General features: G+C 67.4%; 12 protein-coding genes and 1 pseudogene. 3 read left to right on the plus strand and 10 right to left on the minus strand.

All coding sequences use genetic code 11. From position 1 onward, the window contains the following. Positions 1-10: 10 nt before the first annotated feature. The 10 genes and pseudogenes from ACK4ZD_RS10275 to ACK4ZD_RS10320 form a co-directional block, all read right to left on the minus strand. Complete coding sequence (locus ACK4ZD_RS10275; RefSeq protein WP_409661319.1) at positions 11-802, minus strand: PepSY domain-containing protein; 792 nt, start codon at positions 800-802, stop codon at positions 11-13. 20 nt (positions 803-822) lie between these two features. Continuing rightward, positions 823-2,052 (minus strand): TonB-dependent receptor, encoded by a 1,230-nt coding sequence (locus ACK4ZD_RS10280; RefSeq protein ID WP_409661322.1) that lies wholly within the window; start codon positions 2,050-2,052, stop codon positions 823-825. Between the two features lie 503 nt (positions 2,053-2,555). Beyond that, positions 2,556-2,984 (minus strand): annotated as a pseudogene (locus tag ACK4ZD_RS10285) (TonB-dependent receptor plug domain-containing protein); the annotation flags it as partial. After that, positions 2,981-4,297: a carboxypeptidase-like regulatory domain-containing protein gene (locus ACK4ZD_RS10290; protein WP_409661325.1), complete on the minus strand. Its 1,317-nt coding sequence runs from the start codon at positions 4,295-4,297 to the stop codon at positions 2,981-2,983. The pseudogene ACK4ZD_RS10285 and the gene ACK4ZD_RS10290, both read right to left, overlap by 4 nt. A gap of 214 nt (positions 4,298-4,511) precedes the next feature. Then, positions 4,512-5,483: a PDR/VanB family oxidoreductase gene (locus ACK4ZD_RS10295; RefSeq protein WP_409661328.1), complete on the minus strand. Its 972-nt coding sequence runs from the start codon at positions 5,481-5,483 to the stop codon at positions 4,512-4,514. Positions 5,484-5,490: 7 nt separating this feature from the next. Then, positions 5,491-6,537: a Rieske 2Fe-2S domain-containing protein gene (locus ACK4ZD_RS10300; protein ID WP_409661331.1), complete on the minus strand. Its 1,047-nt coding sequence runs from the start codon at positions 6,535-6,537 to the stop codon at positions 5,491-5,493. A 98-nt stretch (positions 6,538-6,635) separates the two neighbouring features. Next, positions 6,636-7,097: a MarR family winged helix-turn-helix transcriptional regulator gene (locus ACK4ZD_RS10305; RefSeq protein ID WP_409661334.1), complete on the minus strand. Its 462-nt coding sequence runs from the start codon at positions 7,095-7,097 to the stop codon at positions 6,636-6,638. A 209-nt stretch (positions 7,098-7,306) separates the two neighbouring features. After that, positions 7,307-9,013, minus strand: a complete 1,707-nt coding sequence (leuA, locus tag ACK4ZD_RS10310) for a 2-isopropylmalate synthase (protein ID WP_409661337.1) — start codon at positions 9,011-9,013, stop codon at positions 7,307-7,309. A gap of 289 nt (positions 9,014-9,302) precedes the next feature. Then, complete coding sequence (katG, locus tag ACK4ZD_RS10315; protein WP_409661340.1) at positions 9,303-11,441, minus strand: catalase/peroxidase HPI; 2,139 nt, start codon at positions 11,439-11,441, stop codon at positions 9,303-9,305. A gap of 253 nt (positions 11,442-11,694) precedes the next feature. Then, entirely contained in the window at positions 11,695-12,654 is a 960-nt protein-coding gene (locus tag ACK4ZD_RS10320; protein WP_409661342.1) for an AEC family transporter, read from the minus strand. 79 nt (positions 12,655-12,733) lie between these two features. Here ACK4ZD_RS10320 and ACK4ZD_RS10325 point away from each other — a divergent pair, with 79 nt between their 5' ends. From ACK4ZD_RS10325 to ACK4ZD_RS10335, 3 genes are read left to right on the plus strand one after another with little or no spacing between them, the layout of a single operon-like run. After that, positions 12,734-14,785: an ATP-dependent helicase gene (locus ACK4ZD_RS10325; protein ID WP_409661345.1), complete on the plus strand. Its 2,052-nt coding sequence runs from the start codon at positions 12,734-12,736 to the stop codon at positions 14,783-14,785. Positions 14,786-14,833: 48 nt separating this feature from the next. Further along, on the plus strand, positions 14,834-15,085 hold the full coding sequence (locus ACK4ZD_RS10330; protein WP_409661348.1) for a type II toxin-antitoxin system Phd/YefM family antitoxin: 252 nt from the start codon (positions 14,834-14,836) through the stop codon (positions 15,083-15,085). Then, positions 15,082-15,336, plus strand: coding sequence for a Txe/YoeB family addiction module toxin (locus ACK4ZD_RS10335; RefSeq protein WP_409661351.1), 255 nt, complete (start codon positions 15,082-15,084; stop codon positions 15,334-15,336). The genes ACK4ZD_RS10330 and ACK4ZD_RS10335 overlap by 4 nt, the downstream gene beginning before the upstream one ends. The last annotated feature ends 118 nt before the right edge of the window (positions 15,337-15,454 follow it).

Raw genomic sequence — 15,454 nt, forward strand, 5'->3', positions numbered from 1 at the left:
CGGGGAGGGCTCAACCCGCCTGAGGCAGTTCGGCGGGACGCTGACTGGCCTGCAGTTGCGTGACCTTGCGGCGCTGGCTGCGCCACCACATGACCAAACCCGTGACGGTCAGCAGCACCATGGCCAAGCCCACGAGATCGATCCAGATCCATTCGTAGCGTTTGCCGAAGAAGGCCTTGCCGGTGTGCAGGTCCATCACGAGCTTGGACAAGGTGATCGTGCGCTGACCGGTCTCGGCCTGCATCGCCATCGTCGTGGCGAGCTGTTCGGTGGCCTGGATGGCGGGCTGCCAGGCCTGCCAACTGCGGCCTTCATCGAGACTGATCTGAGCATCGGCTTCCTTGGGCACGGCCAGCAGGCCAAGCGGCGTGGCCGCCACCGACCAGTACTCGCCTTCGTGGACTCGTTGTGCCGTGATCCCGTCGGGCTCGACCCGCCACAGCCCGTTCTTGGCTGCCACCAGCACCGACGTGCCCGCGCCTTGCAGGGCGCGCACGTCGTAGGGGCCAAGGATCTGTGTGGGCACGCCGTCCGCGCCGACGCGATACAAGCCCATCTTGCTGCCCAGCCACTGCGTGCCGCCAGCATCGCCCCAGAGCGAGCGCACCTCGGTGTCGGTGCGCTGCAGTTGGGCTGGTTGCGACATCGGCGACCAGGCGGCCGGAACGTGCAGCGACTTGAGGTTCAGGGCCTTGTCATGGGCAATGAACACTGCCGTGAGGCCCACGATGAGGATGGGCAGGGACAGAGCGATGCTCAGCCAGATGTGCCAGCCGCGGAACGATCCGAAACGTGTCTTCATGGCGGGTCCTTTCGTGGGCATCAGAGTCGGGCCTCGAGGGTGACGAGCAGGCTGCGTCCGCCCGCCTCCTGCTCGCGGGTGCGCGCCGTGAGTCGGCCGGCGCTGTTGTAGGTTTCCTTGAGCTTGGTCTTGCGCGCGTCGAGCAGGTTGGTGGCGCCCGAGACGCGCAGCGACCAGGTGCGGTCGATATCCCAATGCGCGAACACATCGAGCAGGCGCAGCGGCGATTCGATGTCGGTGTTCTTCTTGACGATCTTGCCCTGGTAGTTGTAGCGCCAGCCGAACAGCGTTTTCCACGCAGGCACGCGCCAGTCCATGCCGGTGTTGACCACATAGTGCGGCTGGTCGGACAAGGGGGCGGAGCTGCCGGCCTGGCGCGAGAAGAAGCGCGTGTAGTTGCCCATCAGCGCCACATGCCGCAGGCCCAGGGCGCGCAGGTCCAAGCGGCTCTCGAGTTCGATGGTGCGCACGATGCTGGTGCCTTCGACGTTGTAGTGCCGGTTGTAGTAGAAGCCATCGGCTTCCAGCCGAGTCTCCTTGGCGATCATGTTGCGGATGTGGCGCTCGCCGACGTTCAGCGCCGCAAAGCCGTTGCGGCCTTGGAAGTCGGTCTCGATCCCGAGATCCAGGCCCCGTGATCGCTCGGGCTTCAGGTCGGGGTTGCCCACCACATAGGGGCTGCCGAGGGAGCCATCGCCCGAGGTGATCACCGAGCTGAGTTGGTCGAACTTGGGGGGCTTCAGGGTCTGGGCCGCACCCGCACGCAGCCGCCAGCCGGGCAAAAAGCTCCAGCGCCAAGCCACGCTGGGGTTCAGCGCAAAGCTGCGGCCGTCGCGGCGTTGGCCATCTTGGTCGAGCGATGCGGCCTCGCGGCGCTCGGCGCGAACACCCCCAGCCACCACATGGCCCGGCGCGAAGGCCCAGTCATCGCGCAGGAAGAGAACCTGGCGGGTTTCGTCGATGTCCCAGGTTTCGCTGACCTGGGCCGCCCGTTCTTCAGTTTGGCGTCCACCCGCGCGTCGCGCTGCCACTCCAGACCCACTGCGAGGGCGTGCGCATCCCAGCCGGTGTAGCGGGTGCTGATGTGCAGCTTGCGGCTGCGGGCGCGCACACGGGCGTCTTCGGTTTCGGTGCTGGTGAGCGAGCCCCCGCTGTCGAAGTTGTCCTTGAACTTGCCCTTGTCTTCCTCGGCGGCCTGCCACACCCAACCCAGCTGCGTGGTGAGCGATTCGCTCACGCGCCGCTGCCACTGACCGGCCAGCCGCTTGGTCGTGCGGTCTTTGTCTTCTTCCTCATCGGCGCTGCCGTCCGGAAGGAAGCCCGAGGCGTTGGCCGGGTCGCTGAAGCTGTATTTGTCGATGGTCTTGCGCTTGGCGCCGTCGTTGAGGTTGTAGAAGGCCGACAGCGTGAAGGTGTCGCTGTCGTCGGGCCGATAGACCCACCGGGGGGCGAGGGTGAATTCGTGCACGCGATTGTTCTCGGTCTCGAACTCCTCGCTCAGACCGGTTCGGGTGCCGGTGGCCGCGTCGAAGGTCTCGACGATCTTGGGCTTGGTCTTGAGTTCGTGGCGTCGGGTGAGGTTGAGCGGCAGCGCCAAGGCCAGGCCGTTCTCCCAGCTGCGCGTGACATGGAGTTGCACGGTGCCCTGAGGCTCCTGGTCCTGGCGGCCGAAAGTGTGGCCCGCGCCGACCTTGATGTTGACTTCGGAGCCCTCAACGCGGCGCAGAATCACGTTGACCGTGCCGGCGATGCCATCGGAAGGCAGATCGGGCAGGGGGCTGCGATGGATCTCGATGCGATCGACCATGCTCATCGGCAACTGGTCGACCTGCACCTGGCGCTCCTTGGTGCTGCTCAGCCAGGGCTCGCCGTCCACCAGGATCTGGGTGTAGCCCTTGTCCATGCCGCGCAGGCGGATGTCCTTGATGTTGCCGGCCGGGCCCGAGAAGCTCATGCCGCTCAGGCGACGCAGGAAGTCGCCCAGGGTCAGGTCGTTGGTCTTGTCGATCTCGTCGCGCCCCACCACCACCACCGGGTTGGGGGCGCTGATGCGCGCCTGAACTTCCTCGCGGGCCCCGATGACGACGATCTCATCCAGACCCTGGGCCCGAAGTGAGGGAATCAACAACAGAAAAGTGGCGGCGGCCAGCGGGCCGCGCGCGAAAAGGGCAGGGGCTTTCATCGCGACACCCACACTGCAAACTGGGGTTGGCCGCCCACGTTGCCGGACTCGATACCGACGTAGCGTGTTTGGCCGGCGTGGCTCACGCGCCAGAACTTGCGCTCCAGCCGTTTGTCGGCGGTCTTGCCGATCAGGTTGGCGATGGGGCCCAAGGGGGCGCCAGACTCGTCCCAGGCCTGACCGAGGGCATCGACGACCAGCCTGGAGGCGGTGGGTGCGCAGGCCGCCACGCGCTCGAATTGCAGACCGTGCAGGGCCGAGGGGTCGCCTTTCTTCACTTCGTCGGTGCTGTCCTTTTGCACCGTCGCCGACGGCATCAGCACGACATCGTCGCCCAATGCGGCGCCGCACACCATCAGCACGGCCCCGTGGACGGCTTGGTAGCAGCTCTCACCCGCCGGCAAGAGCGCGCTGCAGTCCGACCCCAGGCCCGGCCGATAGCTGTCGAGGAAGGACAGAGGGCGGGTGAGGTCGAAGTGGAAGACCTTGCCGACCTTGTCTGCCTTGAGGACCACCGTCTTGACCCACTGTCCCTGAGCATCGATATGGATGTTCACATCGTGCTCATGAAACTTCACTTCCGGCTCGCCTTTGTCGTTGGTGCGGTTTTCCGTGAGCAGTTTGTAATCGGCCAGGGGCCAGCAAAAGCCGGTGGCATTGGCGCAGGGGCCGGGCATCGCCAGCAGGGCCACATCGGAGCGGGCGCGCTGCAGGCTCAAAGCATTGGCCGCCAAGCGCTCGCGCAAGTGCTCCAGCGTCGCGTCGTGCGGGTCGCCCGCCGTGGCCGTGAAAGCGCCCGTGACGAACGGAAAGTCGGCCAGGGCTGCGGTGTCGACGCCCAGGGCCTGCAGGTAGGGCAGCAAGGCGGTCTGGGCGGTGGTGAAGGCCGAGGCGCTGAGGCGTTGGGCGGCTGGTCCGGCAGCGAAGGACTCGAAGAAGGCCGCCGGATCGCCTTCGGCCACGCGGGCGAGCAGCAGGTCGGTCAGGGGGGTGACATTGGCCCGCCCGAAGCTGGCGAGGGCGGAATACAGGGTGTCGGCTTGCGGCTGGCTGTCCACGGTGCCTGCCTGGACCCGCAGCACGCACGGGGCGCGCTGGCCGCTGACGGTGACGCGGAAGGCGCCCTGGGCATCAGTGGTGGTGGTGAGCGCAGCGCCCGAGACGCAGCGCACCTCGACCTCGGCACCCGCCACGGGCGCACCCATGGCGGCGACGCCATGCACGGTCGCAGCACGCGACGGATCGCTGCTGTTCAATTCCAGGGTCTCGCCGCCGCCGCAAGCGGTCAGCAGGCTCCACGAAGCCAGCGTCACAAGCCAGGCTCCGACACGAGGGGTGGGGCACCACACGATGGACACACTCCGACAAGAGCGTCGTCGGGGCGCACACCCGATCGCCGCGATCGACGCATTCAAAACACGCTGGCTGACGCGTCGCTTGGCCGAATAAGGGCCTTGGTGTGGCTGACGTTGGCTGAAAAGAAGCTGGATGTTAAATGAGAATCAGTCTCGAATGCAATGACGAAGCTCAAAGATCCAGCACCAGCCGGGCCGACTTCGCGCGGGAACAGCAGGGCGTGAACTGGTCGCCCGCGGCTTGTTCCTCGGGGGTGAGGTAGACGTCGCGGTGGTCGATCTCGCCTTCGAGCACGCGCGTGAGGCAGGTGCCGCACACGCCCTGCTCGCACGAGACCATCACGTCCACGCCGCAGGCGGCCAGGGCCTGCACGACCGTCTGCCCGGCGGCCACCGGCACCACGCGGCCGGAGCTGGCCAGCACCACCTCGAAGGCACGGTCGCCCTCGGTGGACACGGGCTCGGCCGAGAAGAACTCGTAGTGCAGCCGCGCCTCAGCCCAGCCGCGCGCACGCGCCGCGCCCAGCACCGCGTCCATGAAGCCCTTGGGGCCGCAGACGTAGAGGTGGGTGTGCTCGTCGGCGGCCGCGAGCACGGCGTCGAGCCGGAACTGCTGTTCGGCCGGACCGTCGTCGTGGTGGAAGTGCACCTGCGTGGCGAAGGCCGAGGCTTCGATGCGCGAGGCAAAGGCCGTTCGTGCGCGCGAGCGGGTGCAGTAGTGCATCGTGAACGCCGCGCCCGTGGCAGCCAGTCGCTCGGCCATGCACAGCAGCGGCGTGATGCCGATGCCGCCGGCCAGCAGCAGGTGGTGCTTGGCCTCATGCGCCAGCGCGAAGTGGTTGCGCGGCGCACTGATGGTGAGCTCGTCGCCCTCGTGCACCTGCTCGTGCATGGCGCGCGAGCCGCCGCGGGTGGCCGGGTCTTTCAGCACGGCGATGAGGTAGCGGTGGGTCTCGGCGGCGTCGTTGCACAGCGAGTACTGGCGCACCAGGCCCGCGCCCAGATGCACGTCGATGTGCGAGCCCGCCGAGAACGCCGGCAGCGGCCGGCCGTCGGTCGACACCAGCTCGAAGCTGCAGATGCCTTCGGCTTCGACGGCCTTGCGCGCGACACGCACGCGCAACGAAGCAGGCGCGGTGCTCATGGGAACCTCAGGCAGCCGCGGCCACCGGCTCACCGCGTTCCGCGGCGATCAGGCGGTCGAGGATGCGCCGGGCCTGCACGCCGCCGGCATCGGTATTCAGGCTGAGCAGCTTGCGCCCCGGGTGGCGCGACAGATTGGCCTGCTGGCCCTCGAGCATGGCGAGGTCTTCCGAGAAGATCTTGCCCTGGCCTTCGCGGATCTTGGCGGTGAGGGCCGCGTCGTGCGGCTGGAAGTGCCGCGCCATGCCCCAGAAGTACCACATCGTGGTGTCGGTCTCGGGTGTGAGGAAGTCCACCACGATGGCATAGACCTTGTCCTTCGGGTCGGCATGGACCCCGCCGCGGCCGGCCAGGGCCACGCCGACTTCGATCATCACGTGGCTGGGCGGGGTGAAGTGGCAGATCTGCCAGCGGTCCACTGGCTGGTCATCGGGCAGGCCGTGGCCGCGCAAGGCCATCTGCCAGAAGGGCGGGGCGATGATGCCCTCCATGTGGCGGCGGGTGATGACGTGCTCGCCCTCCACGGTGGTCACGGGAGTGGCCTCGTCGATCTCTTTCTGGCCGATGCTGTTGGCGTGCACGTAGGTCTCGTGCGTGAGGTCCATCAGGTTGTCGATCATGAGCCGGTAGTCGCAACGGATGTGGTACAGGCCGCCGCCGTAGGCCCACTCGGGGTTCTGCGCCCAGGGCAGATCGGGGATCAGCGCCGCATCGGCCCGGGCCGCGTCGCCCGGCCACACCCAGATGAAGCCATGCCGCTCCACTGCCGGGTACGCACGGATGGCGGGGAAGCCGCGTACGCGCTGGTTGGGCATGGCCAGGGTCTTGCCGTCGCAGCCCATCTCCAGGCCGTGGTAGCCGCACACCAGCTTGCCTTCGCACACCCGGCCCAGCGACAGCGGCGCGCCGCGGTGGGGACAGAAGTCTTCCAGCGCCGTCACGCCCTCGGCGGCGCGGTAGATCACTAGCGGCTCGCCGGCAATGGTGCGCCCCAGGGGCTGGTCGGCGATCTCGTCCGGGGTGCAGGCGACATACCAGGTGTTCTTCAGAAACATGGGGCGACCTCGCAGGGTGAGGGGACGGGATGTCATTCAGTATGCTGAATGTGGATCCAGTGTACTGCGATCCACGGCTGCGTGGGAGAGGCCGTGGCCTAGGGTTGTCCCGGGGGCGGCGGGTCGTCGAGGTGGACGAACTTGCGCAGCAAGCGCATGAACTCGGCCTGTTCGGCCGGGTCGAGGCGGCCCATCAGCCGTTGCTGCATCCGGTGCATCTTGGGCGTGAGCTCGGCCAGCAGGGCCTGCCCGGCCGGCGTGAGCAGCAGCCGGCGCTGGCGGCGCGGCAGCAGCTCGCGCACGATCCAGCCCTTGGCTTCCAGCCGGGCGGCGATGTCCGCGGTGGTGGAGGTGTCCAGGGCCACCATCTGGGCGGCCGTGACCTGGTCGATGCCGGGGTGCTCGTGCAGCATGCGCAGCACGGCGTACTGCACCGGCGTCACGTCGCGGCCCAGGGCCTCGTGGAAATGCGCCACCGCGATCTGGTGGGCCCGGCGGATCAGGTGGCCGGGCTGGTCGTAGAGCTGGATGGACAGGGGGTCGGAAGGGTCGGGTCGCATGCGTCAGGCGTTGGCAGGGTTCAGCCGCGCCGGACCGAAAGTGCCCCACGCGCGCCTGCGGGCCCACGGTCCGACCCAGCAAGCGGGCGAGGAGGATGCGTGCTCAGACGCCGTGGGCGTACAGGCGGGCGCGGCCAACGGGCATTATCCGAGCCCGCGGACCGTCTGCGCAGACCGCAGACCTCAGGTCTGACGGCCCGCTGGCTGTCTCAGGCCACCCGCCGCGCGTCGGCCGGCTCGGCGGCCAGCGTGTCGATCACCGCCGGGTGGCGTTCGGCCAGCCGGTTCACGCCACAGATCACGGCCTGGATGGAGGCGGTGACGATGTTCATGTCCTGCCCCACACCGAAGCGGGCGCCGGCGATGTCGGGGTGGGCCAGCTCCACAAAGGCGATGGCGCGGGCATCAGACCCCGAGCCGATGGCGCGCTCCTCGTAAGCGTCCAGGCGCAGCGGCAGGCCCAGGGCGTGCACGGCCGCGTCGAGCGGGCCGTTGCCCAGGCCTTCGCGGCGCACGCGGCGGCCGTTCACGTCGAGCTCGAGCTGCACGCGCACGCGCGCGCCGTCCTCCACGCTGTGATGGGCCACGAGCTTCACCGGGGTGTCGCGCTTGAGGTACTCGTTCTGGAAGATCGACCACAGTTGGGCGGCGGTGAGCTCTGCGCCCGTCTCGTCCGCGACCTTTTGCACGACACCGCTGAACTCGACCTGGGCACGGCGTGGCATCACCAGGCCGTGGGCGGTTTCCAGCAGGAAGGCGATGCCGCCCTTGCCCGACTGGCTGTTCACGCGCACCACCGAGTCGTAGCTGCGGCCCACGTCGGCCGGGTCGATGGGCAGGTAGGGCACTTCCCAGATCGCGTCCGGCTGCTGCGCGGCAAAGCCTTTCTTGATGGCGTCCTGGTGCGAGCCCGAGAAGGCGGTGAAGACCAGGTCGCCCACGTAGGGGTGACGCGGGTGGATCGGCAACTGGGTGCAGTCCTCCACGGTGCGGGCGACTTCGTTGATCTGCGAGAAGTCCAGGCCCGGGTGCACGCCCTGGCTGTAGAGATTGAGTGCGAGCGTGACGAGATCGACGTTGCCGGTGCGCTCGCCGTTGCCAAAGAGGCAGCCCTCGACGCGGTCGGCGCCGGCCATCACCGCCAGTTCGGCGGCCGCCACGGCGGTGCCGCGGTCGTTGTGCGGGTGCACGCTCAGCACGAGGCTGTCGCGGCGCCTCAGGTGCCGGTGCATCCACTCGATCTGGTCGGCGTAGACGTTGGGCGTGCTCATCTCCACCGTGGCGGGCAGGTTGACGATGGCCTTGTGCTGCGGCGTGGGCTGCCATACGTCCATCACGGCATCGACCACGTCCTTGGCCACCTCCAGCTCGGTGCCGCTGAACACCTCGGGGCTGTACTGGAAGGTCCATTGCGTCTCGGGCTGGCGTGCGGCGTATTGCTGTATCAGCCGGGCGTGGTGCACGGCCAGCTCGCGCACCTGCGCTGGGCTCATCTGGAAGACGATGCGGCGGAAGGTCGGTGCGGTGGCGTTGTACAGGTGCACGATGGCGCGCGGCGCCCCGCGCAGCGACTCGAAGGTGCGTGCGATCAGGTCTTCGCGGGCCTGGGTCAGCACCTCGATGCTCACGTCCTCGGGGATGAGGTCTTCCTCGATGAGCCGGCGCACGAAATCGAAGTCGGTCTGCGACGCCGAGGGGAAGCCCACCTCGATCTCCTTGAAGCCGATGCGCACCAGCAGTTGGAACAGGCGCAGCTTGGTGGGGCCGTCCATGGGCTCGAACAGAGCCTGGTTGCCGTCGCGCAGGTCGGTGCTCATCCAGATGGGTGGCTTCGTGAGAACCCGGTTCGGCCAGGTGCGGTCGGGCAGGTTCACCGGGGCGAAGGGACGGTACTTGCGTTCGGGGTGCTGGAGCATGGTGGACCTCGGAGGGCAGAAAGATCGACGGAAAACAAAAAGGCCAGCGGGGAAGCTGGCCTTTGTGCGGGAGGAACCGGGATGTTCAGCGACGCGGGGTGTCCTTGAAGCGGACTCGACGCGGCTTGAGGGACCGGGCACGACCCATACCAGCCAGCACGGAGGCGGCCAGTAGCGCTAGAAGCAGCAGTGAAGTCGTGGCGGAGAACATATGAAACCAGTGTTGGCGATTCGGGGGGGCGCTGTCAACGCAGGGCCGCAAAGGCCCCGCGCTGCAGTGGGCAAAATCTCACGCCAGGTCGAAGCGGTCGAGGTTCATCACCTTGGTCCAGGCGGCCACGAAGTCGCGCACGAACCTCTCCTGGCCATCGGCCTGGGCGTAGACCTCGGCCAGCGCCCGCAACACCGCGTTGGAGCCGAACACCAAGTCCACCCGGGTGCCGGTCCACTTCACGTCGCCCGTTTTGCGGTCGCGGCCTTCGAAGTGGTCGCCCACGGGCTTCCACTCCACGCCCATGTCGAGCAGGTTGACGAAGAAGTCGTTCGTGAGCTGACCCGGGCGGGTGGTGAACACGCCGTGCTTGCTGCCGTCGTGGTTGGCCCCCAGCACGCGCAGGCCACCGATGAGCGCGGTCATCTCCGGCGCGGTCAGCGTGAGCAACTGGGCCTTGTCTACCAGCAGGTGCTCGGCGGGCACTTCCGACCGGGCCTTCAGGTAGTTGCGAAAGCCATCGGCAAAGGGTTCCAGATGCTTGAAGGCCTCGACGTCGGTGTGCTCGGGGCCGGCATCCACGCGGCCGGGCGTGAAGGGCACCTCCACCGACAAGCCGGCCGCCTGGGCGGCTTTCTCGATGCCCACGCCTCCGGCCAGCACGATCACATCGGCCAGCGATAGCTTGCCCGAGGCCTTCTGGAGAGCCTCCAGCTTGGGCAGCACCTTGGCAGCGATGCGGTTGACTTCCCAGTCCTTCTGCGGAGCCAGGCGCAGGCGCGCCCCGTTGGCACCGCCGCGCTTGTCGCTCCCACGGAAGGTGGAGGCCGAGGCCCAGGCGGTCGTCACCAGCTCCGACACAGAGATGCCGGAGGTCGCGATTCTGGCTTTCATGTCGGCGATGTCGGCCGCGGTGGGCTGGTGCACCGGCGCGGGCAGCGGATCCTGCCAGATCAGGTCTTCCTTCGGCACCTCGGGGCCCAGGTAGCGGGCCTTGGGGCCCATGTCGCGGTGGGTCAGCTTGAACCAAGCGCGCGCATAGGCGTCGGCGAAGGCCTGCGGGTCGTTCAGGAACTTGCGCGAGATCTTCTCGTAGGCCGGGTCGAAGCGCAGCGACAGGTCGGTCGTGAGCATGGTCGGCTTGCGCTTGGGGGCATCCGGCGTGGGGCCCGGGATGATCGCGTCAGCACCCTTGGCCACCCACTGGATGGCGCCGGCCGGCGAGGTGGTCTGCTCCCACTCGTACTTGAACAGGATCTCGAAGAAGTCATTGCTCCAGCGCGTGGGCGTGGTCGTCCAGGTGACCTCCAGGCCGGAGGTGATGGCGTCGGCGCCTTTGCCGCTGGCGTAGGAGCTGCTCCAGCCCAGACCTTGCGCCTCCAGCGGCGCGGCCTCCGGGTCCGGACCGACATGCTGGGCCGGGCCGGCGCCGTGCGTCTTGCCGATGGTGTGGCCGCCGGCGATCAGCGCGACGGTCTCCTCGTCGTTCATGCCCATGCGGGCGAAAGTCTCGCGGATGTCCTTGGCCGCCGAGACCGGGTCGCCGTTGCCGTTCGGTCCCTCGGGGTTCACATAGATCAGGCCCATCTGCACGGCCGCCAAGGGGTTCTCCAGCTCGCGCTGCCCGCTGTAGCGCTGATCGTCGGCCAGCCAGGTGGTCTCGCGGCCCCAGTACACGTCCTGGTCGGGCTCCCAGGTGTCCTCTCGGCCTGCCCCGAAGCCGAAGGTGCGAAAGCCCGTGGACTCCAGCGCCACGTTGCCCGCCAGGATCATCAGGTCGGCCCAGGAAATCTTCTGACCATACTTCTGCTTGATCGGCCACAGCAGGCGACGCGCTTTGTCGAGATTCACGTTGTCAGGCCATGAGTTCAGCGGCGCAAAGCGCTGCTGCCCCCGCCCGCCGCCGCCGCGTCCGTCGCCCATGCGGTAAGTGCCGGCGCTGTGCCAGGCCATCCGGATCATCAGGCCGGCATAGCTGCCAAAGTCCGCGGGCCACCAGTCCTGAGACTCGGTCATCAGCTTCTTGAGGTCGGCCTTGAGCGCTGCGTAGTCGAGCTTCTTGAACTCCTCGCGGTAGTTGAAGTGTTTGCCCAAGGGATTGGACTTTTCCGAATGCTGGTTGAGCAGATCCAGGCGCAACTGCTGAGGCCACCACTGCTGGTTCGTCGTGCCGTGGCCGGCCGCGGCGTGGAAGGGGCATTTGTTATGCGCATTCATGAGCGATCTCCTTGTGGGGGTGAAAGTCCAGCGGCACGAGTGGCCAGGGCCGGCTCGTGGCTGCGGGTGTCGGTGTCTCAGGCGGCCAGCGCCAGCGCGGCCAGCACTTCCAGGATGGCGTCAGACAAGGCGGGCTCCTTCAAATGACTATCGCTGCGTGACTATCAATAAAAGGCAGCAATGAAAGAATAGGCGCCCCAAACGCTTAGTGGAAATCGATCTTTTTGAAGCTAAAGATAGTGAAAAGCTATCTTTACCGAGCCGGTGTGACACCAAAGAGTCGCACGACCAGCGAGAAGCTGAGGAAAGCCAGCGCCGTGGACCACAGGATGATGCGGGCGACGCGCCCGTTGTCGGCGTGAAACCGTTCGGCTAGCAGGGAGACATTGCTGGCCGAGGGCAGGGCTGCGGCCAGCACCAGCGCAGTGAGCGCAAAGGTGTCCAGCGGTAGCCCCAGGCGCAGGGCCACGAGGCCGGCGGCCAACACCAGCAGCGGGTGCACCACCAGCTTGATGAAGACGATGGGGGCGTAATCGGACGCTGGCGTGGACTGCGTCAAATTCTTTTGCGAACGCCACAGCACTGCACCGATGGTGAACAGCGCCACGGGCGAGGCCGCGTTGCCCAGCATGCCGATCATGCGGTCCACCGGGCCAGGCAGGCCGAGCTGGGTCAGCGACACCGCCGCTCCGGCGGCGATCGACCACGGCAGCGGATTGCTCAGCGCGCCACGCAGGGCCTTGCCCAGGCTTTCGCGCCAGTGGCCGCCGCCGCTTTGCGCCAAAGCCAGGCAGATCGAGCTGGTGACGAAAAGGTCGGCCAGGATGGTGACGATGACGGGGCCGGCCGCGCGCTCGCCCATCAGCGCCACGATCAGCGGCACGCCCATGAAGCCGGTGTTCGGGAAGGCCGCCACCAGGGCGCCGAAGGCCGAGTCCTTCAGGTTCACGCCGCTGGCCAGCGACTGGGCCACGGTAACGAAGACGATGAGCAGCGCGCAGGCGATGTACAGGCCCAGCCACACCGGGTTGACCAGCTCGGCAAAGGGCGTGCTCGCGCCAAAGCGGAACAGCATGCACGGCAGCGCAAAGAAGAGCACGAAGATGTTCAGCCCCGGGATCGCCGCCTCGGGCAGCACGCCCCGGCGCGCGGCCAGATAGCCGCACAGCACCAGGGCGAAAAACGGGAAGGTGACTTCGAAGATGGCTTGCATGCGGCGCGCAGTATCGCAAGCCGGCGCCCGGTCTGCCTGACGTCCGCCTGAAAAAGTCCGACCGGTATCATGGCGCCCCGTGTCGTCTACCCCACCGTCTCTCAATCCCGCCCAGCTCGAAGCCGTCCACCACCTGCAGGGGCCTTGCCTCGTGCTGGCCGGGGCCGGCTCGGGCAAGACGCGGGTGATCACCCACAAAATTGCGCGGCTGCTGCAGGCCGGCTACGCCCCGGGCCAAATCGCCGCCATCACCTTCACCAACAAGGCGGCCGAGGAAATGCGCGAACGCGCCCGCGGCCTGGTGGGCGCCAAGGCGGCGCAGCATCTGGTGATCAGCACCTTCCACAGCCTGGGCGTGCGCCTGCTGCGCACCGACGGTCCGCGCCTGGGACTGAAGGAGAAGTTCTCCATCCTCGACAGTGACGACGTGCTGTCCATCCTGCGCGATGCCGGCGGCACCACCGACGCGGCCACGGCGCGGCGCTGGCAGTGGACCATCAGCCTGTGGAAGAACCAGGGGCTCGACAGCGAAGGGGCCGCCCAGGTGGCGAAGGACGAGGACGAGCGCGTGGCCGCCCGCGTGATGAAGCTCTATGAAGAACGCCTCGTGGCCTACCAGGCGGTGGACTTCGACGACCTGATCGGCCTGCCGCTGAAGCTGCTGCAACGCGACGCCGAGGCCCGCGCCAAGTGGCAGGACACGCTGCGCTACGTGCTGGTGGACGAGTACCAGGACACCAACGCCGTGCAGTACGAACTGCTCAAGGCCCTGGTGGGCGAGCGGGGCATGTTCACCGCGGTGGGCGACGACGACCAGTCGATCTACGGCTGGCGTGGCGCCACCATCGAGAACCTCAAGCGCCTGCCGCAGGACTACCCGCAGCTCAAGGTCATTGCGCTGGAGCAGAACTATCGCTCCACCGGCGCCATCCTGCGCGCGGCCAACCACGTGATCGCGGCCAACCCCAAGATTTTCGAGAAGAAGCTCTGGAGCGAGTTTGGCGAGGGCGAGCCGGTGCGCGTGCTGGAGTGCGACAACGAGGAGCACGAGGCCGAGCGCGCGGTGGCGCGCATCCAGGGCCTGCGTGCGCAGGGCGGCGAGGTCCAGTGGAGCGACTTCGCCATCCTCTACCGCGCCAACCACCAGGCGCGCGTGCTGGAGCAGGCGCTGCGCCGCGCAAACATTCCGTACAAGGTGTCGGGCGGGCAGAGCTTCTTCGACCGCGCCGAGATCAAGGACCTGTGCGCCTGGCTGCGCCTGCTGGTGAACAACGACGATGACCCCGCCTTCCTGCGCGCGGTGACCACGCCCAAACGCGGCATCGGCCACCAGACGCTGGCGCAGCTCGGCGAGTTCGCGGGCAAGTGGCGCGTGAGCCTGTTCGAAGCCCTGTTCGCCGATTCGCTGTCCAGCGCGGTGAGTTCGCGCGCCATCGGGGCGCTGCACGAGTTCGGCCGTTATGTGAACGACCTGGAGCACCGCTTCCGCCACACCGTGGGTGCCGAGGCCGCCAAGCCCGCGCTGATGGACTGGCTCAAGGACATCGGCTACGAGCAGCACCTGTATGACGGCGAAGACAACGAGAAGCTCGCGGCCAGCCGCTGGCAGAACGTGCTCGACTTCATCGACTGGATTGCGCGGCGCTGCGGCGGCGAGCTGCAGACCGAGGGCGGCGCCACCACCGAGACCGAACGCCAGAGCGTACTCGACGTGGCGCAGACCATTTCGGTCATCCTGAGCCTGGCCGAGCGCGGCGGCGACACCAACGTGGTCACGCTGTCCACGCTGCACGCCTCCAAAGGCCTGGAGTGGCCGCATGTCTTCCTCGCCGGGGTGAACGAGGGGCTGCTGCCCTTCAAGAGCGAAGACGAGGACATGACGCCGCAGCGCCTGGAAGAGGAGCGCCGGCTGATGTACGTGGGCATCACGCGCGCGCGCACCACGCTGGTGGTGAGCACCCTCAAGCGCCGCAAGAAGGGCCGCGAGTTCGTGACCGGCATCCCCAGCCGCTTCATCGGCGAAATGAAGCTCGACGAGAAGACCATGAAGGAAGACCCGCGCGAGAAGCTCAAGGCTCTGCGGGCGGAATTTGCAAAGCGGGCGGCGGAGCGGGGGGCTCAGCAAGTCTGACCCAGCGCGCCACGAAGCATGTACAATAATTTGTACAAGGAGTTCCGCATGGATGCCATCACCTATTCTGCCGCCCGCGCCCACTTGGCCAGCACGATGGACCGGGTGTGCAACGACCACGAGCCTGTGATCATCACCCGCAGCGGGCAGCAGTCGGTCGTGATGCTGTCGCTGGAAGACTACCAGTCGCTCGAAGAGACCGCCTATCTGCTGCGCAGCCCAGCCAACGCCCGGCGCCTGTTGACTGCGGTGATGGAGTTGTCATCCGGTGGCGGCCAGGAACGCGAGCTGGCCGAGTGAAGCAGGTCTTTGCCGAGGCGGCCTGGGGGGACTACCTCTACTGGCAGAAGCAGGACCGCCGCATGGTGGAGCGCATCAACAAGCTGATCCGCGAAACCCAGCGCGAACCTTTCGACGGCATGGGCAAGCCCGAGCCCCTGAAGCACGCCCTGGCGGGTTTCTGGTCGCGCCGCATCACCGAGGAGCACCGCATGGTCTACAAGGTGGAAGGTGATGCCTTGCTGGTGGCGCAGTTGCGGTATTACTACTGACGCGAAAGCGCTCTTCATTAGCCGACCGCGCGCAGCGCGTGCCCTTGAACAGTGGGGCAGCGCCCCACTGTTCAAGGGCTTGTTGTAGCTCCCGCTCTCACCCCGGATAGCTACACTC

This window comes from Caldimonas sp., assembly GCF_046291045.1.
Taxonomy (GTDB): Bacteria; Pseudomonadota; Gammaproteobacteria; order Burkholderiales; family Burkholderiaceae_C; genus Caldimonas.

Coding starts and splice junctions, on each gene's coding strand:
- ACK4ZD_RS10275 (WP_409661319.1), bottom strand. CDS start 802: ATGAAGACACGTTTCGGATCGTTCCGCGGCTGGCACATCTGGCTGAGC.
- ACK4ZD_RS10295 (WP_409661328.1), bottom strand. CDS start 5,483: ATGAGCACCGCGCCTGCTTCGTTGCGCGTGCGTGTCGCGCGCAAGGCC.
- ACK4ZD_RS10300 (WP_409661331.1), bottom strand. CDS start 6,537: ATGTTTCTGAAGAACACCTGGTATGTCGCCTGCACCCCGGACGAGATC.
- ACK4ZD_RS10305 (WP_409661334.1), bottom strand. CDS start 7,097: ATGCGACCCGACCCTTCCGACCCCCTGTCCATCCAGCTCTACGACCAG.
- leuA (WP_409661337.1), bottom strand. CDS start 9,013: ATGCTCCAGCACCCCGAACGCAAGTACCGTCCCTTCGCCCCGGTGAAC.
- katG (WP_409661340.1), bottom strand. CDS start 11,441: ATGAATGCGCATAACAAATGCCCCTTCCACGCCGCGGCCGGCCACGGC.
- ACK4ZD_RS10320 (WP_409661342.1), bottom strand. CDS start 12,654: ATGCAAGCCATCTTCGAAGTCACCTTCCCGTTTTTCGCCCTGGTGCTG.
- ACK4ZD_RS10330 (WP_409661348.1), top strand. CDS start 14,834: ATGGATGCCATCACCTATTCTGCCGCCCGCGCCCACTTGGCCAGCACG.